Raw genomic sequence first — 22,913 nt, forward strand, 5'->3', positions numbered from 1 at the left:
GGCGCACCGACTCAGTCCGTGATCGGCAGGTAGAGCTTCTGGTCGGCGGACTTGAAGGTCTCGGACATCTCCGCGAAGCCGGCCTCGATCGCCTCGGCCGACGTCAGGCCGCGTTCCTCGGCGTACGCGCGGATGTCGGCGGTGATCCGCATCGAGCAGAACTTCGGCCCGCACATCGAGCAGAAGTGCGCGGTCTTCGCGGGCTCGGCCGGCAACGTCTCGTCATGGAACGACCGGGCCGTGTCCGGATCCAGCGAGAGGTTGAACTGGTCCTCCCAGCGGAACTCGAACCTTGCCTTGGACAACGTGTCGTCCCAGGCCTGCGCGCCGGGATGCCCCTTGGCCAGGTCGGCCGCGTGGGCGGCGATCTTGTACGTGATCACGCCGGTCTTGACGTCGTCGCGATCCGGCAGTCCCAGGTGCTCCTTGGGCGTGACATAGCAGAGCATCGCCGTCCCCAGCCAGCCGATCTGCGCCGCGCCGATCGCCGACGTGATGTGGTCGTACGCCGGCGCCACATCCGTTGCCAGCGGCCCCAGAGTGTAGAACGGGGCCTCCCCGCACAGCTCCTCCTCGAGCCGGACGTTCTCGGCGATCTTGTGCATCGGGACATGCCCCGGGCCCTCGATCATCACCTGGACGTCGTGCTCCCAGGCGACCTTCGTCAGCTCGCCCAGCGTGCGGAGCTCCGCGAACTGCGCCTCGTCGTTGGCGTCCGCGATCGATCCCGGCCGCAACCCGTCGCCGAGCGAGAACGTCACGTCGTACTCGCGGAGGATCTCGCAGAGCTCCTCGAAATGCGTGTACAGGAAGGACTCCTGGTGGTGGGCCAGGCACCACGCGGCCATGATCGACCCGCCGCGCGACACGATCCCGGTGATCCGCCGCGCGGTCAGCGGGACGTACCGCAGCAGGACGCCGGCATGCACGGTCATGTAGTCCACACCCTGCTCGCACTGCTCGATCACCGTGTCGCGGTACACCTCCCACGACAGCGCGGCCGGATCGCCCTTGACCTTGTCCAGCGCCTGGTACAGCGGCACCGTGCCGATCGGGACGGGCGAGTTCCGCAGGATCCACTCCCGCGTCTCGTGGATGTTCTTGCCGGTCGACAGGTCCATCACCGTGTCGGCGCCCCACCGGGTCGCCCAGACCAGCTTCTCGACCTCTTCCTCGATCGAACTGCTCACGGCGGAGTTGCCGATGTTCGCGTTCACCTTCACCAGGAACTTCTTCCCGATGATCATCGGCTCGCTCTCCGGGTGCCGCCGGTTCGCCGGGATCACCGCCCGCCCGCGCGCCACCTCGGCCCGGACGAACTCCGGATCGAGCCCCTCCCGCAGTGCGACGTACCTCATCTCCTCGGTGATCACACCGGCCCGCGCGTGCCCGAGCTGAGTCCGCGGCTCCCGCCCGGCGATCCACTCGCGCCGCAGCGCGGGCAGACCGGCCTGGACGTCGATCCCGGCGGAAGCGTCGGTGTACGGACCGGACGTGTCGTAGAGGTCGAAGTGCTCGCCATTGGTCAGATGCACGCGGCGCGCCGGTACCCCGAGCTCGCCGCGATAGATCTTCTCCGAGCCCGAGATCGGGCCCGTGGTGACGGCCGGACGGATCGTGCTGACATTCACCATGCTGCTGCTCCCTACGCCGGAATTACCCGGACAGGTTCGGCGGTCGGCGGCGCCGGCGAATCAAGCCAGCCGCCCTCTCAGCCCACTACGGTGCGAGCTCCCGCGGTATCGAGTTGTCACGGACACCCTAGACGAACCATGTAACGTCGAGGGATGCGCGACCTCGTCTATCCGCCTGTCATCGCCTTCGCGAAGACCGCGTTCACGGTGCTGGACCTCAAGATCCGCCGCACCGGGACCGAGCACGTCCCGCGCACCGGCGGAGCCCTGATCGCGATGAACCACATCAGCTACGTCGACTTCATCCTCGGCGGGTACGGCGCGCTGCCGGCCAGGCGGCTGGTGCGCTTCATGGCCAAGGAGGTGCTGTTCCGCAACCGGTACTCCGGCCCGCTGATGCGCGGCATGCACCACATCCCAGTGGACCGCGAGGCCGGCGCCGCGTCGTACGAGCAGGCGATCCGCTACCTGAACGCCGGTGAGCTGGTCGGCGTGTTCCCGGAGGCGACGATCAGCCGGTCGTTCGAGCTCAAGGAGTTCAAGTCCGGCACGGTCCGGATGGCCGCGGAGGCCGGCGTACCGGTGCTGCCAATGATCCTGTGGGGCACGCAGCGGATGTTCACCAAGGACCACCCGCGGGACTTCAGCCGGCACCGGCCGATCTCGATCAGCATCGGCGCGCCGATCACGGTGACCCGCGACGACGATCCGATCGAGGCGACCGCCCAGCTGCGCTCCACGATGGCCGGAATGCTCGACGAGACGATCCGCGCGTACCCGGAGCAGCCACCCGGTGCCTGGTGGCTGCCCGCCGCGTACGGCGGCAGCGCGCCAACACCCGCCGAGGCCGCCCGCCTGGACCAGGAAGAACTCGCCCGCCGCGCCCTGAAGAAGAAGTAGACCTCAGCCGCTCCGGTCGAAGAGGGTGCCGGGCACCAGGCGCAGGAACGGTTGTGGGCTGGGCGAGCCGTGGGTGAAAGCGTCGGTGGGAGGGTCCTGCCAGCTCGAGGCCAGAGTCAGGAGTGCGTCGGTTCGGAGGTTCACGGCCTTTCGCTGGGTGCCGTTGATCGAGTACGACGGCAGTACGGCGGTGCCGGGTGTGCCGGCGAGGTCGGCGTACGGCAGGGCGTCCGGCGACGGTTCGTCGTACCCGTGCCGGAAACCGGCCAGCCAGGTCTCGAGGCCGGCCGTGGCCGTGCGGAACCTGATCCAGCGGTGGTTGTCCCAGCCGTTGCCGAGGACGAAGCGGGTGACGAGTTTCTTCGCGCCCGCCTCACCACGCTCGACCAGGTCGGTCACCACCGTGTCCTTCATCGTCAGGTTCAGGCCGCCTTCGTCGTGATCGTGGTAGATCGTGACGATCCGGTCGCGGTAGCCGGGCATCACCAGCTGCGCCTCGTCCACCCAACCGCGCGCGGTGTCCAGGATCGACCGGCCGAACAGCGCGACCAGGCCGAGCCCACGTCCGTCCCACCGGGTCCAGCGCCGGTCCAGCCCTCCCTGGTTGACGACCGGCAGCCGCGTGTTCTCGGCCTGGTCCTTCAGGTCCTTCGGCACGCCCGGCGGGAACAGTGCCAGGTCGACCGCAAAGGTCGGCCGGCCCGGCAGCGGCGAGTCGAAGAAGTGCACCGGCAGGTTGCTTGCGATGCCGCCGTCGGAGAACCAGTTGACCTCGAAGTCCGGCGCGGGTACGGCGGGCAGCGCCTGCTCCGGCCCGGCCTGCGGGTTCGCGTCCCGCCAGTCCGACACCGCGGCACTGACCTTGCTGTACGCCGGGTGCGTGAAGTCGATCGCGTACAGCGGCACGGCCGAGATCAGGAACGGGAAGCTGAGGCTCATCCGGGTCGCGACGATCACCGGCAGATCCGCGGCGAGCGGGAACGGCCGCTTCGGTGCGGCCTGCAACCGGCGCAACTCGCCGGCCCACTGCTTGGCCGGCTGCGGGGACAACGGCGGCGGGTGCTCGCACATCCAGTCCACGACCTCGGCCGGGAACAGCTCCTTGAACTCGCCCGGGTCGAAGAAGTACTCGCGTTCCGGCCAGGGCATCCGCATCGGCTGGTGCCGGGTCAGGTTGGTGGTCATCATCCGCAGCTCGACACCAGCCGCGGTCAGCTGCCCGAAGGTGATCGGATCCGCGTCCCCGGCCCGGCCGGCGAAGTCCTGCAACTTGCCGTGCAGCCAACGGGTCAGCGGCTCCGCGCCGCCCTCGGACCTGCCCGCCATCCCGTTGCACAGCCCGAAGTTGTTGTCCGGCACGTTCTTCGCGAGGCTCCGGAGCACGCCGGCCGTGACGGCCACGACGACACCGACGACGGCTAGCAGCGCACCGGCGATCACCGCGGCCCAGGCCGCCACGCCCTGACCGAGGATCCCGAGGACGAGCAAGACGACGCCGGGCACAGCGCCGGCCAGCGCCCACAGGGCGAAGGCGGACAGCGCGGCGCGAACGATGCGCGCCACCCGGCCGACGCCGGAGGTGCCGAGTCCGGCCGTGAAGACCTTGTACAAGGACGCCGTACCGCGCTGTGGCTGGAACAGGCGGAACAGCAACGAGGCGCCTCCCGGGCGGTGAGCCATCAGATCGTCGGGCAGTCGTTCGAGCTTTCCGAACCCGTCGGCGTCGCGGCCCAGTTCTGCCGCCGCCGCGGCCGCCGCGGCGATGGCGCCCGCCGACGATCCCCCGACGGACGCCAGCTTGTAGTGCCGGGCCAGTTCGCAGACCGCGCTCGGATAGATCACCCCGCTGGTGATGCCGCCTTTCATCAGTACGTCGCAGCTCCGCGGCGGCGCGGGTACGTAGGTCGTCATGTCATCCCCCGAACAGTCGTGCGAAGTAGGCCTTGATCACCTGGTGCGTCATCGCGACGTACTCGTCGTCGTCGGTGAACGTCTCCCGGACCGCGACCACGGCGTCCTCGAACCGGTTCCACAGACCGGGTCGTGCTCCGGAGGACCTCCGGCACAGCAGGTCGTTCGAGTCTGATCACGACACATCACCCCCGGGGCCCGCGGGCCCACCCCACCTCTCATCATGCACCTGCCGGGCACCGACAGCACAGGCGTCAAACGTTTACGTGAGCACGGCACCGGCTACCGGACGAGAGCTTGACCCTCGGGCCGGAACGAGGGTACGAAGGGCTGTCGTTTGACAGAGCAGGAACCTGGGGGGTCCCTGTGCAGCGGGTCCGCGTCGGTGGGTCCGTGGACACGAGCGGGCGGGGAAGGTTTTGTTCGATACACCCGAAGAGCTGCATCTGTTCGATCCGGGAGCGCTGACGCCGGCGCCGCACGTGGCCGAGCACATCCCGGACGCCGGGGCGTTCTTCGTCGACTGGGCGGTGCGGGGGCTGTCCGCCGACCGCGCCCGGGAGATCGAGTCCGCGGTGAACGGCCGGCGCAGCCAGAACGGCTGGTTCCCACTCGAGACGCTGGACAACATCGGCCGCAAGGGCTTCTGGCGGGGCCCGCTGACCTATCTGGCCCGGATGACGGGCGACGACTCGCGGATCCTGCAGCAGTGGGCCACGGACCATCTCGACAGCGAGCAGGCGACACGGATCGAGGCGACCGTCGACCACCTGCTCCACCAGCAGGGCCACGCGGCCGCGGCCACCTGGGCCGTCGCCGTACGGCCGCGCACGTTCCTGGACGCCGAAGTGCTCGGCGACCGCCTCTTGGCCGCATGGGAGTACAACCTCGGCTCCATCCGCTCCAAGGACGTGGCCAAGGCCGTACGCCGCTGGAACCGCTAGCGGCGCGGGGGTCTGGGACCTTACTCGAGGATCAGGTGGGCCAGACCGTAGACGGCGGCCGCGACGATGCCGGCGGCCGGGATGGTCAGGACCCAGGCGGTGACGATGCCCTTGGCGACGCCCCAGCGGACGGCGGACAGGCGCTTGGTGGCGCCGGCGCCCATCACCGCGGAGGTGATCGTGTGCGTGGTGGAGACCGGCGCGTGCAGTCCGATCGCCATCACGTAGAGAACGCCCGCGGCGATGGATTCGGAGGCGAACCCGCGGGCGGGGTCCAGGTGGATGATCCGCCGCCCGAGGGTTCGCATGATCCGCCAGCCGCCGGAGTACGTGCCGAGCGAGATGGCCGTCGCGGCCGAGATCTTCACCCACAGCGGGATGCCGTCGCCCTGCTGCACGTGCCCCGTGGTGAGCAGCGCCAGGAAGATGACGCCCATCGTCTTCTGCGCGTCCTGCAGACCGTGCCCGAGCGCCATCGCGGCGGCGGACAGCGACTGCGACATCCGGAAGCCGCGGGTGGTCTTGCCCGGGTTGCGGTGCCGGAACAGCCAGAGGATCGCGAGCATCAGCAGGAAGGCGCCGGTGAAGCCGATGGCCGGCGACAGCACCATCGGGATCACGACCTTGTCGAGGATGCCGGACCACAGCACCGTGCTGGCCGAGGCCAGCCCGGCCCCGACCAGGCCGCCGATCAGCGCATGCGACGAGGAGCTCGGCAGACCGAAGTACCAGGTGATCAGGTTCCAGGTGATGGCGCCGACCAGGGCTGCGATCACGACCACCAGGCCGTGTGTCCCGGACGGTGCGGTGATGATGCCCTTGCCGACCGTCTCGGCCACCTCGGTGCCGGCCAGCGCGCCCAGGAAGTTGCACGCGGCAGCCATCAGCAGCGCCACCCGCGGCGTCAGCGCCCGGGTGGACACCGACGTCGCGATCGCGTTGGCGGCGTCGTGGAAGCCGTTGGTGTAGTCGAAGGCCAGCGCAATGGCGACGACGGCGATGACGAGCGCGAGCTCCACGCTCAGCTCTCCTTGACCGCGATCTGCTCGACCGTGTTGGCGACGTGCTCGAACGCGTCGATCGCGGCCTCCAGCAGGTCGACCACGGTCTTCAGCTTCATCACCGTCAGCGCCTCGTACTCACCGCTGAACAGCTTGGCGATCAGTCGCCGGTGGACCGCGTCGCCGGTGTTCTCCAGCCGGTTGATCTCGATCCAGTACTCGGCCAGGTCCTTCATGGTCCGCAGCCGCGGCATGGTCTCGGCGGTCAGCTGCGCGGCCCGCTGGAGCACCTCGATCTGCTCGGCGATCTCCTCGGGCAGCTTCTCCAGGTTGAAGAGGTGGATGGTGTCGACCGCCTCCTCCATGAAGTCCATGACGTCGTCGAGGTCGGAGGCCAGCCGGTAGATGTCCTCCCGGTCGAACGGCGTGACGAAGGTCGAGTTCACCCGGCGGATGATCGAGTGGGTGGTCTCGTCGGCCGCGTGTTCGGCGTCCTTCATCTGGGCGGCGATCTGATGACTCGCGGAGAGCCCGGTCCCCGCCGTACTGCCGAGCAGCTCCGCCAGGATCCTGGATCCTTCGACCAGGTGATTGGCAGACTCGGTGAAAAGGTCGTAGAACGTCGGGTCGTTCGGACGCAGACGTAACGGCACTTCAAGCTCCGGATGAACGAGGGACAAACCGTGAACATGCTAGGGGGAACGGACCGCTGACGTGGCATCCGCCATGTCAACGTACCGCGTCGGTATGAACTCGCCGCCGGACGATATACGATCAGTAACTGAGCGATTTCACCGTGTGACCACGGCGTACAGGTCGAAAAGTCCGACGACGAGGACCAGGCCGGCCGCGATCCGCAGGATGTTCTGATGGCCGAGCGCGTGCACGGCGCCCCCCTCGGAGCGGCGGTAGACGGCGCTCACCGCGGCCCAGCAGCCCAGCGCCAGCACGAGAACGACGATTCCGAGGCCCGTCCGGACCTCCGACGAACCGTGGCCGGAGGCAAGCAGCAGGACGCCGTTGGCGATCAGTCCGAGCGCCGTACGCCGCCACGCGAGCAGCGTCCGCTCCGGCTGCCGACCGGGATCGGGTGTGCTCATCGCCACACTGAGAACAACAGGCCGATCAGTCCGACCACGGCGATCGTTGCTCCGAGCATCAGCGGCAGCCTGGTGACAGGGAGTGCGCCGCCGCGACGCATCGCGGTCAGGTTGAGCTGCCAGCGCCGGAAGGCACCCGCGGTCGTGACGATTCCGGCAAGAACCAGAACGATGCCGATGATCCGGGCCGGCCAGCGGTCCGGACCGAGGTCGAGGAACTGGACGGCGGACAACCCGCCCGCGTAGCAGGCGAGGGAGGTCCGCAGGTACGCCAGGTACGTGCGCTCGTTCGCCAGCGTGAAGCGGTAGTCAGGCTCTTCGTCCGTCATCCGCAGGTCACCAGACCGTGGTCCTGTTTGAGGATCAGCACACGACGCACGCTACTTGTCAGCTGCGCGGCGAAGGACTCGTCCTCCTCCGCCTTCTTGACCAGGGCCGTCACCATCGTCGCGGTCAGCCCGGCCTTGGCGTTGATGACGACGTCGCCGCCGGCCGCGACGAACCGGGTCGCGCGCTCCCCCACCGGGACCGACGCGACCTCCGCGGCGGCGCCGACGTCGTCGGTGATCACGACACCGCGCCAGCCGAGATCGCCGCGCACCATGCCCTGGATGACGGTCGGCGAGAACACCGCGCGGTTCTTCGGATCGATCTTGGTGTACGTCACGGTCGAGATCATCACCATCGACGCACCGGCCTTGATCCCTTCCGCGAACGGCCGCAGGTCGGCGTCGCCGCGGACCGTGACGTCGTCGACGACACCGGCCGAGAAGTCGGTGTTGCCGCGGACGCGTCCTAGCCCGGGGAAATGCTTGACCGAGGTCGCGACACCGGCGTTCCGCATGCCCTGGACGAAGGCCCGCACTCCCCTGCTCGCTTCCGTCGGCGTGTTGCCGTACTCACGGTCCAGCTGGCCGATCGGCGCGTTGCTGGACTTCAGCGAGCTCGGTACGACGTCGGCCACCGGCGCGAGGTCGACGGTGACGCCGGCCTGCTTGAGCTGGCTGCCCCACTCCTGGGCCTGCGCGGTGAGCTTGGAACTCGACCAAGTGCCCTGCACCGTCGCGGCCGGGATGCGATCGAAGCCGGGGCCCTTCAGGCGCTGGATCTGCCCGCCCTCCTGGTCCGCGGCGATCAGCGGGCGGATGCCCTTCACCGTCGCGGCCGAGGTCACCGCGGCCATCGCCGTGCGGGTGTGCGAAAGGCTGCCGCTGCTGCCGATCAGGAAGACGCTGCCGGACTTCTGCTGCTGTACGACGGCCTGCTGGGCGTCCGACATACCGTCGGCGTTGATGCCGGTCATGATGAGCTGCGCCGCCTGCTCGCGCAGGGTGAGGGTCTTGAGCTTCTGGTCGACGCAGTTCGCGGCCGTCGGCTTCGACGACGGGGGCGGCGCGGACGTCGATGCTGTGGGCGACTCCGTGGCGGTGGTGGGCGACTCCGTCGCGGTGGTGGGCGGCAGGCTCGGTTCGGCGGTCGTCGGGATCGACGAGGACGGCACGGTGCTCGGCCCCGCGGTCGGGGTTCCACTGTCACCGCAGCCGGTCACAGCGAGGGCAGTCAGCGCGATCAGCGCGACCGGACGCCTCATCTCAGGTCCGCTCCCACGCCGCACGGTCGACGGTGTCGCCGGAATGCCGGGCGAGTGTCGCGCAGACGTCGTACAGGTGCTCGACCTGCTCGGGCGTGAGCGCGTCGAAGATCGCCCTGCGTACCTCCTCGACATGGCCGGGCGCCGTGTCCACCAGCTTCTGCCGGCCGAGCTCGGTGAGGATCGCGACCTGGCCGCGACGGTCGGACTCGATGCCCTCGCGCTTCACCCAGCCATTCTGCTCGAGCCGGTTGACCGCGTGCGACAGCCGGCTGCGGGAGCCGAGCGTGGCGACCGCGAGCTCACTCATCCGCAGCCGGTTGCCCGGCGCCTCGGACAGCCGGACGAGAATCTCGTAGTACGTGTGCGGGATTCCGGCGTCGCGTTGCAGCTGCTGCTCGATCCGGCTGCTCACCACGCGCTGCGCCGCGATGTACGCACGCCAGGCGTGACTCTCCTGCTGATCCAGCCACCGGGGTTCCACCATCCCCGCAGCGTACTTGCTGCCCGAGCCGTATCAGCAGTACGGCGGCAGCACACACCAGCATGCCGACGACGGCGAGTCCGCCGATCGTCTCGTGGAACAGCAGGAACGCGAACACCATCGTGGTCGGCGGCACCAGGTACAGCAGCGAACTGATGCGCGTTGCGCCCGACAGCTTGAGGTTGACCAGGTACAAACCCCAACCGCCACCAGTTGCCAGCAGCACCAGCCAGAACACCGCACCGTAGAAGCCTGGAGCAGCGGGCACGCTCAGCCGGCCGGTCGACGCGGCCAGGGCGGCGAAGAGGATCGCTGACACGAGACTCTGGACCGCCAGCGCATCGAGCGACGTCGTGGCCGGCTTGCGGAGCCGATCGAGACACGTGCCTGCGACCAGACCGAGCAGGCCGCCGATCGGCAGCAGGAAGAGCAGCGCCGAGCCGTGCCCGGCGTGGAGGTCGTCAGCCACCACCAGAGCGACGCCGGCCAGACCGAGGAGCAGCCCGAGCCACTGGCGCCGGCTGACGCGCTCGCCGAGCAGCGGTCCGGCGACGGTCGCGATCAGGAGCGGCTGGAGCGAGCCGATGAGCGCGGTGACACCGGCCGTGATGCCGTGGTCGATACCGGTGAAGATCAGCCCCAAGTACACGAACTGGGTGAGGAAGGCCATCCACACCTGGGTCACCAGATCCCGGCGGGAGATGCGCGGCCGCCGGATCGCCAGCACCGCGGCGGCGATCGCGCCCGCGACGAGGAACCGCCAGGCGAGCAGGTCGAACGCGTTCGTGTACTGCGTCCCCCAGCGGGCGCCGATGAAGCCGCAGCTCCAGAACACGACGAACCCGGTGCCGGCGGCCAGCGTGAGCGCCTTGTGCGTGGTCATGGAAAGACGGTAACCACACCGGTCGGTATACTGTCAGTATGCTCGACCAGCAGGTGAGACTGATCGTGGACCGGGAGATTCCCGCGGCGCCCCGGCTGACGCCGGCCGGCGAGCGCATCCTGGCGGCCGCGTCGACGATGTTCTACGAGCAGGGGATCCGGACCGTCGGGGTCGACGCGATCGCCGCGGCGGCGGACGTGACGAAGAAGACGCTGTACGACCGGTTCGGGTCAAAGGACCGGCTGATCGCGGCGTACCTCGAGCAGCGGGACCGGGCCTGGCACGAGTTCCTGGACGACCAGCTGACCGCGCGGAACCCGACCACGCCCGAGGCGGTGATCCTGGCGTTGTTCGCCGCGCTGACGGACTGGCTGGCCGGCTCGCGCAACGGGTGCGGATTCATCAACGCGAGCGTGGAGCTGGCGGCGCCGGACCATCCGGCGATGCCGGTGATCGTCGGGCAGAAGCGGTGGATGCGGGCCGAGTTCGAGGCGCAGGCGCGCGCGGCGGGGTTCGCGGACACCGGCGAGCTGGCCGACCGGCTGCTGCTCCTCCATGAGGGCGCCATGGTCAGCTACCGGGTCGCCGCGATGACGTCGGCGCCGGAGGTCGCGGCCCGGGCGGCGGCCGATCTGCTGGCGGGGTGGCCCCGGGGCTAGGTGTTGCTTCGCTTGGTGATCATTAGGCCGACGAGGCGGGAGACGACCATCGCGACGTACCCGAGTCCGGCGAGCTGTTCGAGCATGACCACCGAGCGGGCCCACGACGTGATCGGGACGATGTCGCTGAGGCCGGTGCTGGACAGTGTGGTGAAGCTCAGGAACAGCAGCTCCATCCAGGTGCGGTCGTTGGCCGGGTCAACGGCCGCGGTGAAGCTGTCCGGTACGAGGACCTGGACGAACACGTACAGATAGGCGAAGCCCCAGGCCACCAGGGTGAAGGTGGCGCCGGTCGCGAAGAGTTCGTCGACGCTGACGTCGTGGTCGGAGAGCATGTAGCGGAGCAGGCTGTAGGCCGCGTAGAAGTAGAAGGCCGCGTGCAGCGCGCCGGAGATCGCGACCACCGGCTCGGTCGGGTTGAACGCGTCGAGCAGCGACAGCGCCACCGCCGGGATGCCCAGGCAGACGCTGACCCAGGTGAGCCCCGGGGTCGCGCGGACCGAGAAGACCGCGAGCACGAGGACGACGATGCCGAGGATCTCGAACGCGACGCGGCCGGGGCGCGATCCCTCCATCGCCGGGTAGACGAGTACGCCGAGCAACTGCACCACGAGCAGCACGGCGGACGGGTTCCGCCGGGCGTGCGAGAACGCTCACCGGGATTCCTCGCGGGAGGCGATGATCGCGGCGCGGCGGGCCAGCCGGTGGCTGCGGCGGATCTCGGCCTCGCGCAACCGCCGCCGGTCCTCGTCGGTCTCCGGCACCACCTGCGGCACCTCGCGGGGCTTCCCCTCCTCGTCCACGGCCACGAACACCAGGTACGCCGACGCGACGTGCACCTGCGGGCCGACCGCGTCCCAGCGGTCGGCGGTGATCCGGACGCCGACCTCCATCGAGCTCCGGCCGGTCCAGTTCACCTGCCCGCTGAAGTGCACGACGTCACCGACGCGCACAGGAACCAGGAACACCATCTCGTCCATGGACGCGGTGACCGCGGCACCACCGGAGTGCCGCGCGGCGACCACCCCCGCGACCGAGTCGGCCAGCGTCATGATCACACCGCCGTGCACGGTGCCGAGCAGGTTCGTCTCGTTCTGCGCGGTGAGGTGCGACAGCGACAGCCGCGTCTCCGAGGTCGGCCGCGACGACGGGCTGCTGGACATGCGCGCTCCTTGTTTCCTGGACCTGGGTCCGGGCCTGGGTCTGGGCCTGGGCCTGGGTCTGGGCCTGGGTCTGGGTCTGGGTCTGGGTCTGGGTCTGCCGCACAGTATCCCGACGGCTTGTCCACAGGCATGGATTCGCGTGCTCCGGCACGCCCCGATCCTCGTACCTTCTCTGCCGACTTCTCTGCCGACAAGGAGGTCCGACGATGCCCACCGACACCACCGAACATGCCCAGAGCAACGACTTTCCCGAGACCAGCTCTCCCGACCCGGTGCTGCCGCCGTTGTCCCGGCGGCAGGCCGATCGGCTCGTGCACCTCGCCCTGCGCACGGCCGCCGACCTCGGCGTCGCCGTTTGCTACCAGGGCGGCGCCGCGCTCGTGCCCGCCGACCGCTCGGCCGACACCCCCGTGCTCGGGCTGAGCAACCTCGCGCGCATCCTGTCCCGCTTCGACGAGCACAGCTGGCCGGCGCTGACCGAGGAACACTTCCGCCAGATCCTGGAGCAACTCCGCGAAGGCCCACCGACGCCACCGGCCGACCCCGAGCGCGAGCTGATCCAGCGGCTGGTCCCGCGCGACGCGTTACCGCCCGACTGGACCGCGGATCGGCCCGACTTTCTGCCCGGTCTGATCTCCGTGCCGTCCACGCAGACCGACGGCATCGTGACGATGTACCTCGAGCCCGCCGACCTGGATCTCACCTGGTCCGACGCCGAGCGCTTCGGCCTCGCCAACCTCCGCCGCATCCAGGACGAGGTCGAGTATGTCGAGCACGACGACCTCCGCCTGGCCGTCGTCACCGGGACGGCCTTCGCCGCCTCCCGCGCACTCGTCCTCGACACCGTTCTCCGCGAGTCGTTGCACCTGCAGCACGCGCCCCACGGACTCCTGGCCGCCGTCCCGGCCCGGGATACGCTGCTGCTGCACGTGATCGAGGACCTCACGGTCATCCCCGCCCTCGGTGTCTTGCTCAACGTCGCCGCCCGCTGCCACTCCCGCGACCCCGGCCCGCTGTCCCCGGACGTCTACCTCGTGAGCCCCGACTTCACCTGGCACCCCGCCACCACCGCACTCCCCGACCACACCCCGCTCCGCCTGTCCCCGGAGCTCGAGTCCTTGACGAAGCTTCTCGCCACTCGGGAGCCGCCACCGGCGCGTGGCACGTCGTGAGGAAGTTGCTGATGGCAAACTCTGGCGGTGTCTGCGTCAGCCTTCGGGGCTTTCTCCATCCGGTTTCTCGAAGTGGCCGGGCCAGTCGGAGTAGCGGATCCGGGTGATGGAGCGGACTTCGCCGAGGGTTGTCCACTCGTCCTTGCCCAGCCGGGCGAGGGGGCGGAGGCGATGGATGTCGGGGTGGTTGCCGTCCAGCATCGTCTCGTCGATCGCGAGATGGCGGACCTGGCCGATGACCAGGGTGCAGTCGCCGAGCTCGACAGTGGTGTGCAGGGTGCACTCGAGCGCCACCGGCGATTCCGCGACGCGGGGGACGGCGACCGTCCGGGACGGCTCGGCGGTCACCCCGATCGCCTCGAACTCGGAGACCTCCGGCGGGAAGTTCGTGCCGGACGCGTTCACCTGCTCGTAGAGGTGCTCGGCGGCGAAGTTCACGACGAACTCACGGGTCGCCTCGACGTTGTTCAGGCTGTCCTTCCGGCCGACCGAGGTGAACTGCACCATCGGCGGCTGCACGGACGAGACGGTGAAGAACGAATGCGGCGCCAGGTTCAGCACGCCGGCGGCGGACAGGCTCGACACCCACGCTATCGGCCGCGGGACGACCACCGAGTTCAGCAGCGCATAGAACTCCCGCCGTCCGACGGCCTCCGGATTCACATCGACACGCACACCCGCAGTACATCAAACTCGGTGAATGCCACCGGCGGCCGCACGGGGTCCGGCCGGAGGATCACGCCGACGACGGAGCTGTGGATTGGCTGAACAACTCGACATCCTGGCCGGCGTAGCCGCCGTGGCCCGGCGCCACGGCGTCGACCCCGCCGAGGTGAGAGAAGTCGCCGGCGGGGTGGCCAACCGAGGATTCGTCCTCGGCGAGAACCTCTTCCTCCGCGTGTGCCGCCCCGGATTCGAGCCCGACCTCCTGAAGGAAACCCACGTCGTACCCGCCGCCCGCTCCGCCGGCGTCCTGACCCCCGCGATCGTCGAGTACGACGCCACCCACCACCTGATCGACGCGCCGTACGCGGTCATGGAACGCATCCACGGCACCGAGCCCACCACCCTCCCCACCGCCCTGGCCGAACAACTGGCCCACCTACACCAACTCCAACGCGCCCCACACCTCCCCAGCCAACCCACCACACCCGGCGAGCCCGGGGTAGGTGACGAACCCGGCGCACCCGGGGTGCGTGGCACGCCCGGCGTACCCGGGGTATCTGGCACGCCCGGGGTGGCTGGTGCGCTCGGCGTGTCTGGTCTGGCTGGCGCTCGTGCCGAACCTTGCCTGGCTGCTGGGTTGGGCTTGGTGGGGTTGGGTGAGGAGGGGTGGGGGGATCCGTGGAGGACTGTTGAGGAGCTTGGTGAGCGGGGGTATGTGGATTTGGGGACGGCTGGTTGGTTGAGCGGGTGGTTCACGCGGCTCGCGGAGCGGGTCGACAGGAGTCGGCCCAAGGTGCTGATTCACGGAGATGTTGCCGCACACAACCTTCTCGCCGGGCCGGACGGAGAGCTTCGGGCGCTCATCGACTGGGGCGACGCGGCCTGGGCGCCGCGGGCCATGGAGTTCGCCAAGCTCCCCCTCGCGCAGGTCGCCGTGCTGCTTCCGGACTACCTCCGGTACGCCCAGCCGCCCGAGTCCGAGGAGGAGCTGGCCGCCGGCGTCCTCTGGTTCCACCTGTCCTGGGCCATCGCCAAACTCTCCTCGGCGCCCTGGCCAGGCCAACGCCACTGGACCGCCCCAACCGCCAGCCGCCTGCTCAGCATCCTCCACTTCTTCACCACCACCCCACCGGCCCCCTGGTCCGGACTCACCTAGCCCGCGAGCCGCCTCCCCACCCGAACAGGCACCACCACCCCACCCACGCCTGGCGCGCTGCCCCGGGCGTCGCCAGCACACGCGCCAGGCCTCTTGTGACTGGCTGTCCGGGTGGGGTTGGGCAGGGAGGTGTATCAACGGTCGGCTGTGTCGGGCTCTCGAAGGGAGGTGATGGTGATCTGAGACGAAGGCGGCGCGGATGTCAGAACACAACTCTGTGGAAGTCGAACTGCTTGCGATCGGTGCGGGGCCGTCGAATCTCGGGCTGGCGGTGGCGCTCGAGGAGCTGGCGCCTGATCTGGCGGCGGATACGCTGCTGATCGACCGCAACCCGGCGATCGAGTGGCAGTCCGGCATGCTGATGCCGTGGGCGACCAGCCAGGTGTCGTTCCTCAAGGACCTGGTGACCCAGCGGGATCCGAGCAGCAGGTTCTCGTTCCTGAACCATCTGTTCGAGACCGGCCGGCTCGACGAGTTCGTGAACATGAGCACCTTCACGCCGTACCGGGTCGAGTTCACCGAGTACCTGCGCTGGGTGGCGGAATCACTCACCGGGGTCCAGATCCGGCTGGGGTGCGAGTGCGTCGGGGTGCGCGCGCGGCGCGACGACACCGGCGCGGTGACCGGGTGGGTCACCAGCCTCGCCGACGGTACGACGATCACCAGCAGGTACCTGGTGTACGGCGGCAGCCGTGAACCGAACATCCCGCCGGAGCTCGCCGGCCTGCCGCCGGAGCGCGTTGTCCACAGCACGCAGTACCGCCACCGGGTGGCGGAGCTGTCCGGCGACCTGCCGTACCGGGTGGCGGTGCTGGGCAGTGCACAGAGCGCCGCCGAGATGTTCCGGGCGCTGCGTGACGATCTGCCCGACAGCGACATCGCGTGGCTGATGCGGTCCATCGGGCTCAGTTCGGACCAGTCCAGCAAGTTCACCAACGAGATGTACTACCCGTCGTTCGTCGACGAGTTCTTCGACGCCCCGCCGCACGCGCGGGAGCAGATCCTCCGCGAGCTGTACCGGACCAACTACTCCGTCGTCACTCCTCCGATGCTCGAGCACCTGTACGCCGACCTGTACCTGGACCACTTCCAGCAGCGCACCGATCGGCGCCTCATCACGATGGTCGACATCACCGCCGCTCACGAAGCCGAGGACGAGCTGGTGCTGGAGCTCACCGACCGGCGGACCGGAGCCGTCACCGAGCTGCGCCGCGACGTGATCTTCCTCGGCACCGGCTTCGACACCCGGATGCCCCGGCTGGTGCGGGACCTGGCCGACGATCTCGGCCTGGACCGCGTCGACGTCACCCGGCAGTACCGTCTGGACCTCAACGGCACCGGCGGCGAAGGCAGCAGCGCGGCCTGCTACCTGCAGGGCGTCAACGAGGAGACCCACGGCATCTCCGACTCGCTGCTCAGTGTGCTGGCGCAGCGGTCCGAGGAGATCTGCCGGGACATCGTCGCGCACCGGGAGCGGATCCCGGCGGCGGCTGTATCAGCCAACGGGCCGGCCGGGCTCTAACGGATGGGAATAGCCCCAGCCCGCGAGGAGAACCGGATGACAACACTCGAACTGGACCGTCCGCCCGGCCTGGCACAGGCCCGGGACCGGACGTTCACAGGTCTGCGTGCAGCCATGCCGCCCGGCGTCATGGACGAAGCGTTGCGGTGCAGCGGCCAACTTCTGGCGGAGCTGCCGCATCAGCCCGAGCTGGAGCGCAACCTGGTGCTGGTGGCGTTCGGCGGCGGCAAGGACAGCTCGTACACGCTGGCCTTCGTCCGGGCGATGCAGCTGATCCTGGACCGGGTCCACGGCCGCACGTTCCGGATGCGGGTGGCGACCAACCGGCACGCGGGTATGCCGCGTGCGGTGATGGAGAACATCGACCGCGAGTACCGCGCACTGGAACTCTTCGACGACCCGGACTGCGAGCTGCTGCTGGTGGACGGCGACGAGATCAGCGAGTTCTACGTCGACTCCCCGCAGCGCGAACACGTCGTACGGCGCAACCGGTTGGACATTCTGATGACCGGTCACCGCACGTTCGCCGACGGGCGGCCGACGTTCTGCAACTCGTGCAACCTGAGCGTCTTCAACGCGTTCGGGCTGGCCGCCGCCTACGGTGACGGCGCCGACGTGCTGATCACCGGCGACTCGCCGCAGGAGCAGCATCAGTACAGCTTCTGGGTCGGCAGGCTGGCGCGCCGGTTGCGCACCGGCCCGGCCGTACACCCGCGGACGCGCGGAAACGGGTTCGGCCGGATCCTCGGCCAGCTCGACGACATCTCGCAGGCGTACTTCGCGGACATCCACGGGGCGGACGCCGACGACGCGATCAGCGAGCGCCGGGTGAGCACCGACGTTCCGGACCGGCTGAAGTTCTTCACGGTCTACGGCGAGACGGCGTACCGGGCCGGCGACCACTTCGACATGCTGACCGGTTTCCTCGGTTTCCAGTTCGACGACCTGGCCTTCAGCTTCACCGAGTCCGACTGTGCGAACCCGGCCCTGATGGCGCACCTGCGCGGGATCAAGGCCGAGCGCGTGTTCGAGCGGTCGTACGACGAGGGCCTGGCCGAGTACGTCGAGTTTGCGCTCGGCCTGATGCGCAAGAAGGACATCCCCGACCAACTCGTGGAGATGATGCGCGCCCGGTACGACAGCCCGGACGCCCCGGCCCGGATGCGGAAGGCCGCCGAGGAGTACGCGCTGACGACCTTCGGGCTCACCGGCGATCACCTGGTCTGCATGACGTACTCACCCTTCGCCGGGCACGGCGCCGGACTGGAGCGGTTCCTGGAGCGCGAGCACCCGCACCTGTCCGACCGGCTCGACGAGATCCACAGCTTGCTGGCCGGCGCGGGCGACGACCTCGCGCTGGACGCCGAGCTGGAGCGGATCAGCGGACTCACACCGAGCCAGTTGCGCGTGCTCTACAGCCGCTCGGTGCAGAGCGCCGCCGGCGGAACGCCGGTGATCGACCTGATCCTGGCCGGCGATCCGCACAAGGCAGTCATCGAGACCCGGCACTCCAAGGACGGTCCGGACACCTACGAACAGATTTCGGGACGGTAGCCATGGTCGTACACATCTCCCGGCTGGATCGCGACAACCTGCTGCACGAGTACGGCGTGGACACCCAGCGCCTGCAGCCGTGGCCGGTGCTGAACGCGCCCTTCGAGGTCAGCTACGCGGTCTGCCGGGCGGGAACGGTCTCCAAGCTGCACACCCACCACGAGCAGGAGATCTTCGTCGCCGTCTCCGGTGAGTGCGTCGTCGAGTGCGGCGGCGAACGGCAGCCGTTCCGCGCCGGCGACGTCTCGTACTTCACGCCCGGCCAGCTGCACCGGGTGCACAACACCGGCGACGAGGACTTCGTCTTCTGCAGCATCTGGTGGGACCCGGAGATGTCCCACAAGTTCCTCGCCGAGTACGCCGGCTCGGACACCGAGCGGTTCGCCGTCGAGGCGGCCGCGAAGGTCGACGAGAACGGCCGGGCCGCCGAGGCCATCGAGTCCGCCGAGCGAGTAGGAGCCAGCCAATGACCCGACCCCTGCCGTCCGACGACGACCGTCCGGTTCTCGTCCTCGGCCCGAACCCGACGCCGAACGGCGGGATGCACCTCGGGCACATCGCCGGTCCGTACCTGGCCGGCGACGTCTACGCCAGGTACCAGCGGGCCCGCGGCCGCAACGTGATCTTCACGTCCGAGACCGACGACAGCCAGACCTACGTGGTGGCGTCGGCGGGCCGGGAAGGCATCACGCCGGAGGAGCTGTGCAAGCGCTCGACCGCGAAGATCCAGGAGGCGCTGAGCGCGATCGGGATCTCGATCGACGGGTTCGGCCCGTTCGACCAGACCTACAAGGCGACCGTGCTGCAGTACTTCAAAGCACTGCACGCGGCCGGGGTGTTCCGGCTGAAGACCGTCCGCCTGCCGTATCTGGAGCGGACCGGCGAGTTCATGGTCGAGGGCCTGATCGAGGGCGACTGCCCGGTCTGCCTGACGACCAGCCGCGGCGGGCTCTGCGAGACCTGCTGCCACCCGAACAACTTCGACCAGCTGATCAACCCGCACTCGACGATCAACCCCGAGGACAAGCTCACCTACCGTGAGGCCACCATCATGGTGCTGCCTCTGGAGGAGTACCGAGAGCAGCTGACGACGTACCACGAGAACCTCAAAGAGCACCGGCGGCCGCACGTGCGGCAGATGATCGCCGAGCTGCTGGCCCGGCCGCTGCAGGACGTGCCGATCACGTTCCCGCTGAACTGGGGTATCGACCCGCAGTTCCCGGAGGTCCCCGGGCAGGTGCTGAACGCCTGGCTCGAGCTGATCCCGGCCGGCATGTTCACCACGTCGTACGCCGCCGCGAAGCTCGGCCGGGACACCGTGCCGGGCGAGCTGTGGCGCAAGGCTGCGGATCAGACGACGAACCTGCGGATCGTGCACTTCCTCGGCTTCGACAACGCGTACTACTTCTGCCTGCCGCACATCGCGATGCTGATGGCGCACGGCGACAAGTACGTCTGGCCGGAGTCGATCATCAACAACGAGTTCTACGAGCTGGAGAGCTCGAAGTTCTCGACCAGCAAGGGACATGTGCTGACGCCCGAGGAGCTGCTCGAGGAGGTGCCGCGCGACGTCGCCCGGCTCTACCTTGCGCTCACCGCACCGGAGTACCAGCGGTCGACGTTCAGCCGGGCGGGCCTCGACAAGATGGCCGAGGACCGGTTGGTCGGCCCGTGGAACCAGCTGGCCGGCGTTCTCGCCAAGGCGGTTGCGAACGCCGGCGGCGACGGCGCGCGGCTGCCGGTCTCGGCCGCCGCACGGCAGCGCGTCGCGCTGATGCGCGACCGGTTCGACCTCGGGTACGAAATGCCGACGTTCAACCTGAACCGTTCGGCGGACACGGTGCTGGTCCATATCGACCGGTTGCGGCGGCAGGCGCTGACGCTCGACGGCACCGGTCTGGACGAGCAGCCGGAGGCCTGGGGCGATCTGTTCTGCGAGGTGAAGGCCCTGCTCGCGGTGGCGTCGCCGCTGCTGATCGATCTCGCCGCCGCGGCCGGTGAGGCCGGGGCGTTCGACGAACTGCCGGACGCCGGGGTGCTGGTCACCGGATCCTTCGAGCTCGCCGAGGTCACGCCGTTCGTGCCGCCGTTGCTGGCGGCCGGGACGGCGGACGGCGAGCTCGCCGGAGGTCGGTGATCCCGATGCGGATCACCGTGGTCGGCGGCGGCGTGATCGGACTGCTGACCGCGATCGACTGCAGTCGCGCGGCCGGCGTCGAACAGGTGGACCTGTTCGACGCCGGCCCGATCCCTTCGCCGACGGCGACCTCGAACGATCGGCTCCGGGTGGTGCGCGCGCTGCATCGCGGCGAACCGGCGCTGACACTCGCGGCCGCCCAGTCCCACGAGGCCTGGATGGAGGTCGAGGGACTGGTCGGCGCGCGGTTCTACCACCCGGCAGGGGCGCTGACCGCGATGCCGGAGCCGGAGGCGGCGGCATCGCTCGCGCTTCTGACTGCCGCCGGCGCGCGGGCGTGGGGCCTCGCGCCGGACGAGTTGGCCCGCCGGTATCCGCAGGTGCGCTTCCCGGCCGGTTCGGGCGCCGTACTGGAGGCCACCGCGGGCGCCGTGCTCGCCGACCGGGCCCTGATCGCGCTGGCCCGCTGGCTGGGCGACCGGCCGAATGTCCGGTTGCATCCGCACCGACGGGTCGTCGAGGTGTCCGGGAGCGGGCGCGGCGGCGTGATCCGGTTCGCCGACGGCGAGTCCGCGACCGCCGACCGGGTCGTGATCGCCGCCGGTCCCTGGTCGCGTGAACTCGTGCCGGGTGTCATCGCCTCGACGCTCACGCTGTACCGGCAGACCGTGCTCTCGTACCGGCAACCGGAGTGGGTGGGACTGCCCGCGGTGCTCGGCCTCGGCCCGGATCGCGACGCCTGGCTGATGCCGACGGTGCCGCACGCGGACGCACCGCTGCGGTTGAGCGCCGCGAGCGCCTGCCGGCCGACCCGCGAGATGACCGACCGGACCACTCCCGACCGCTGGCGGGAACACCTGATGACCGTGTTCGCCGACGTGCTCCCGGGTTTCGATCCGGCCGCGGTGACCGACGCCACCGACGGCTACTACCTCGCCGAGCGTGCGCGCGGCGGACCGCTGCTGTCGTCGTACGGCGGCGGCAGCGTCTGGGCGTACGCGGCGTGCGGCGGGATGTCCTTCAAGTTCGCGCCCCAGATCGCACGGACGATCGCTGACCGCGCGGTGGGCGCGCCGCCCCGGCCGGTCGGCCTGGACCCGATCGACAGGCCGCGGCAGCTCGCCGCGGTCGGTGAGGAGTAGGTGCCATGAAACTGCTCGCCCTGGAGGCCGTGCAGAACGCCGGCTACTACCAGTCCCGCTACCGCCAGATCGAGGAGTTCGGCGGCACCTTGTTCGTGCTGAACGGACTCGGTGAGCCGGACTACTGGCCGGCCGACCGCTACCGGATCGCCGGCTCGCGGCACATCGACGACATCATCGCGGCGGCTCGCGAGTGGCACGCCACCGAACACTTCCACGGCGTCCTGACGTTCTCCGAGTCCGGCGTCCTCACGGTGGCCGCGGTGGCGGAGGCGCTCGGGCTGCCCGGTGTCGGTCTCGACGCGGCCAGGATCAGCCGCAACAAACTCCTGATGCGGGAGGCCCAGGAGCTCGGCGGTGCGCCGGTGCCCAAGTTCCGGCTGGCGGCCGACCTCGACGCTGCGCTCGCGACGGCGGAAGAGTTCGGCTACCCGGTCGTCTTGAAGCCCACGTTGGGCGCCGCGAGCAACTTCGTGTTCAAGATCGACACCCCGGACGAGATGCGGACCCGGTTCCCGCAGGCGCTCGAGGGCATGGCCGGGATGTCGTGGTTCCGGATGGAGGCCGAGGGCCTCGACGTCGGGCCGTACGGGCTGCTGGTCGAGTCGTTCCTCGACGGCCGCGAGATGCAGATCGAGGCGCTCGCCTGGGACGACGAGGTGTACCTGGGCTCGATCGTCGACCGGATCACGATCGAGGGCAACACCTTCGACGACGACGCGCATCGCGCCCCGACCACCCTCGATGAGGACCAGTTGGCCGCCGTGCACGAAGTGGTGGCGACAGCCGCGCACGCGCAAGGGTTGCGGCGCAGCGTGATGCACGCCGAGGTCCGCTTCCACCGCGGCAAGCCGCACCTGCTGGAGATCGCGGTGCGGCCGGGCGGTGGCGGGCTGGACTACTTCGCCCGGCTCAGCACCGGCTATTGCCCGATCCGCGCGACGATGGCCGTCGCCGCCGGCCGGAAGCCCGAGGTCCAGCACTACCGCCCGACCGGCGTACACCTGGCCGGCACCTGCCTGATCGGTGCGGCGGGCGTGATCGAGCAGATCACCGTGCCGGCCGAGGTCGCCGAATCCGACCGGGTGTTCTTCCTCAAGATCACGGCGCAACCGGGCGACGTCATCCGGCGGCCGCCCGACGGCAACAACATCCTCGGCTTCCTCTGTACCAGCGGAGCGACGTTCGACGAAGCGATCGGCACGGCGTACGAGTTCGCCGGCCAGATCGATGTACGCCTGGCCGCGCCGGCAACCAAGCTGACGGCCTGATCCAACTCACGAGAGGTGACCTG

23 protein-coding genes and 1 riboswitch are annotated in these 22,913 nt (G+C 69.5%); of the genes, 11 read left to right on the plus strand and 12 right to left on the minus strand.

Going from position 1 to position 22,913, the window contains the following annotated elements:
* Window positions 1–11: 11 nt before the first annotated feature.
* Window positions 12–1,634: a phosphomethylpyrimidine synthase ThiC gene (gene thiC, locus AB0I12_RS26210; RefSeq protein ID WP_359934349.1), complete on the minus strand. Its 1,623-nt coding sequence runs from the start codon at window positions 1,632–1,634 to the stop codon at window positions 12–14.
* Window positions 1,626–1,748: riboswitch (TPP riboswitch) on the minus strand. (Overlaps the previous gene by 9 nt.)
* Before the next feature lie 39 nt (window positions 1,749–1,787).
* Between thiC and AB0I12_RS26215 the strand changes: the two genes are divergently transcribed.
* A complete protein-coding gene (locus tag AB0I12_RS26215; protein WP_359934351.1) occupies window positions 1,788–2,534 on the plus strand; it encodes a lysophospholipid acyltransferase family protein in 747 nt (248 codons plus the stop codon).
* Window positions 2,535–2,537: 3 nt separating this feature from the next.
* On the opposite strand, the gene AB0I12_RS26220 is transcribed toward AB0I12_RS26215, so the two are convergent.
* The gene (locus AB0I12_RS26220; protein WP_359934353.1) at window positions 2,538–4,445 is read right to left on the minus strand and encodes a hypothetical protein; all 1,908 of its coding nucleotides are present in this window, start codon (window positions 4,443–4,445) and stop codon (window positions 2,538–2,540) included.
* Between the two features lie 419 nt (window positions 4,446–4,864).
* Between AB0I12_RS26220 and AB0I12_RS26225 the strand changes: the two genes are divergently transcribed.
* Window positions 4,865–5,389 (plus strand): hypothetical protein, encoded by a 525-nt coding sequence (locus AB0I12_RS26225; RefSeq protein WP_359934355.1) that lies wholly within the window; start codon window positions 4,865–4,867, stop codon window positions 5,387–5,389.
* A gap of 20 nt (window positions 5,390–5,409) precedes the next feature.
* On the opposite strand, the gene AB0I12_RS26230 is transcribed toward AB0I12_RS26225, so the two are convergent.
* From AB0I12_RS26230 to AB0I12_RS26260, 7 genes are all read right to left on the minus strand, one after another.
* Window positions 5,410–6,408 carry an inorganic phosphate transporter gene (locus AB0I12_RS26230; protein WP_359934357.1) on the minus strand — a complete coding sequence of 333 codons (999 nt, stop codon included), beginning with the start codon at window positions 6,406–6,408 and terminating at the stop codon, window positions 5,410–5,412.
* Between the two features lie 2 nt (window positions 6,409–6,410).
* Window positions 6,411–7,043 carry a DUF47 family protein gene (locus tag AB0I12_RS26235; protein ID WP_131460665.1) on the minus strand — a complete coding sequence of 211 codons (633 nt, stop codon included), beginning with the start codon at window positions 7,041–7,043 and terminating at the stop codon, window positions 6,411–6,413.
* A 138-nt stretch (window positions 7,044–7,181) separates the two neighbouring features.
* Entirely contained in the window at window positions 7,182–7,490 is a 309-nt protein-coding gene (locus tag AB0I12_RS26240) for a DUF202 domain-containing protein (protein WP_359934360.1), read from the minus strand.
* The gene (locus AB0I12_RS26245) at window positions 7,487–7,819 is read right to left on the minus strand and encodes a DUF202 domain-containing protein (RefSeq protein ID WP_359934362.1); all 333 of its coding nucleotides are present in this window, start codon (window positions 7,817–7,819) and stop codon (window positions 7,487–7,489) included. The genes AB0I12_RS26240 and AB0I12_RS26245 overlap by 4 nt, the downstream gene beginning before the upstream one ends.
* Entirely contained in the window at window positions 7,816–9,081 is a 1,266-nt protein-coding gene (locus tag AB0I12_RS26250; RefSeq protein WP_359934364.1) for a glycoside hydrolase family 3 N-terminal domain-containing protein, read from the minus strand. The genes AB0I12_RS26245 and AB0I12_RS26250 overlap by 4 nt, the downstream gene beginning before the upstream one ends.
* A 1-nt stretch (window position 9,082) precedes the next feature.
* Complete coding sequence (locus AB0I12_RS26255) at window positions 9,083–9,499, minus strand: MarR family transcriptional regulator (protein ID WP_359934366.1); 417 nt, start codon at window positions 9,497–9,499, stop codon at window positions 9,083–9,085.
* Window positions 9,384–10,448 (minus strand): DMT family transporter, encoded by a 1,065-nt coding sequence (locus tag AB0I12_RS26260; protein WP_359934368.1) that lies wholly within the window; start codon window positions 10,446–10,448, stop codon window positions 9,384–9,386. The genes AB0I12_RS26255 and AB0I12_RS26260 overlap by 116 nt, the downstream gene beginning before the upstream one ends.
* 38 nt (window positions 10,449–10,486) lie before the next feature.
* Here AB0I12_RS26260 and AB0I12_RS26265 point away from each other — a divergent pair, with 38 nt between their 5' ends.
* Window positions 10,487–11,107, plus strand: coding sequence for a TetR/AcrR family transcriptional regulator (locus AB0I12_RS26265; protein WP_359934370.1), 621 nt, complete (start codon window positions 10,487–10,489; stop codon window positions 11,105–11,107).
* On the opposite strand, the gene AB0I12_RS26270 is transcribed toward AB0I12_RS26265, so the two are convergent.
* Both AB0I12_RS26270 and AB0I12_RS26275 read right to left on the minus strand, forming a co-directional pair.
* Entirely contained in the window at window positions 11,104–11,727 is a 624-nt protein-coding gene (locus AB0I12_RS26270) for an ion channel (RefSeq protein WP_359934372.1), read from the minus strand. The genes AB0I12_RS26265 and AB0I12_RS26270 overlap by 4 nt on opposite strands.
* A 33-nt stretch (window positions 11,728–11,760) precedes the next feature.
* Complete coding sequence (locus AB0I12_RS26275) at window positions 11,761–12,270, minus strand: acyl-CoA thioesterase (RefSeq protein ID WP_359934375.1); 510 nt, start codon at window positions 12,268–12,270, stop codon at window positions 11,761–11,763.
* Between the two features lie 206 nt (window positions 12,271–12,476).
* On the opposite strand from AB0I12_RS26275, the gene AB0I12_RS26280 reads away from it, so the two are divergent.
* The gene (locus tag AB0I12_RS26280; protein ID WP_359934377.1) at window positions 12,477–13,442 is read left to right on the plus strand and encodes a hypothetical protein; all 966 of its coding nucleotides are present in this window, start codon (window positions 12,477–12,479) and stop codon (window positions 13,440–13,442) included.
* 36 nt (window positions 13,443–13,478) lie between these two features.
* On the opposite strand, the gene AB0I12_RS26285 is transcribed toward AB0I12_RS26280, so the two are convergent.
* The gene (locus AB0I12_RS26285; RefSeq protein ID WP_359934379.1) at window positions 13,479–14,117 is read right to left on the minus strand and encodes a flavin reductase family protein; all 639 of its coding nucleotides are present in this window, start codon (window positions 14,115–14,117) and stop codon (window positions 13,479–13,481) included.
* An 85-nt stretch (window positions 14,118–14,202) separates the two neighbouring features.
* On the opposite strand from AB0I12_RS26285, the gene AB0I12_RS26290 reads away from it, so the two are divergent.
* The 7 genes from AB0I12_RS26290 (at window position 14,203) to AB0I12_RS26320 (ending at window position 22,890) form a co-directional block, all read left to right on the plus strand.
* Complete coding sequence (locus AB0I12_RS26290) at window positions 14,203–15,264, plus strand: phosphotransferase (protein ID WP_359934381.1); 1,062 nt, start codon at window positions 14,203–14,205, stop codon at window positions 15,262–15,264.
* Window positions 15,265–15,481: 217 nt separating this feature from the next.
* A complete protein-coding gene (locus AB0I12_RS26295) occupies window positions 15,482–16,786 on the plus strand; it encodes a SidA/IucD/PvdA family monooxygenase (RefSeq protein ID WP_359934383.1) in 1,305 nt (434 codons plus the stop codon).
* 36 nt (window positions 16,787–16,822) lie between these two features.
* Window positions 16,823–18,340, plus strand: coding sequence for a PqqD family protein (locus AB0I12_RS26300; protein ID WP_359934385.1), 1,518 nt, complete (start codon window positions 16,823–16,825; stop codon window positions 18,338–18,340).
* 2 nt (window positions 18,341–18,342) lie between these two features.
* Window positions 18,343–18,810, plus strand: coding sequence for a cupin domain-containing protein (locus tag AB0I12_RS26305; protein WP_359934387.1), 468 nt, complete (start codon window positions 18,343–18,345; stop codon window positions 18,808–18,810).
* A complete protein-coding gene (locus AB0I12_RS26310) occupies window positions 18,807–20,477 on the plus strand; it encodes a class I tRNA ligase family protein (RefSeq protein ID WP_359934389.1) in 1,671 nt (556 codons plus the stop codon). The genes AB0I12_RS26305 and AB0I12_RS26310 overlap by 4 nt, the downstream gene beginning before the upstream one ends.
* 5 nt (window positions 20,478–20,482) lie before the next feature.
* A complete protein-coding gene (locus tag AB0I12_RS26315) occupies window positions 20,483–21,619 on the plus strand; it encodes an FAD-binding oxidoreductase (RefSeq protein ID WP_359934391.1) in 1,137 nt (378 codons plus the stop codon).
* Between the two features lie 5 nt (window positions 21,620–21,624).
* Window positions 21,625–22,890, plus strand: coding sequence for an ATP-grasp domain-containing protein (locus AB0I12_RS26320; protein ID WP_359934393.1), 1,266 nt, complete (start codon window positions 21,625–21,627; stop codon window positions 22,888–22,890).
* Window positions 22,891–22,913: the final 23 nt, after the last annotated feature.

The sequence above is a fragment of the Kribbella sp. NPDC050459 genome (assembly GCF_040655315.1).
In the GTDB taxonomy this organism is placed as follows: Bacteria; Actinomycetota; Actinomycetes; order Propionibacteriales; family Kribbellaceae; genus Kribbella.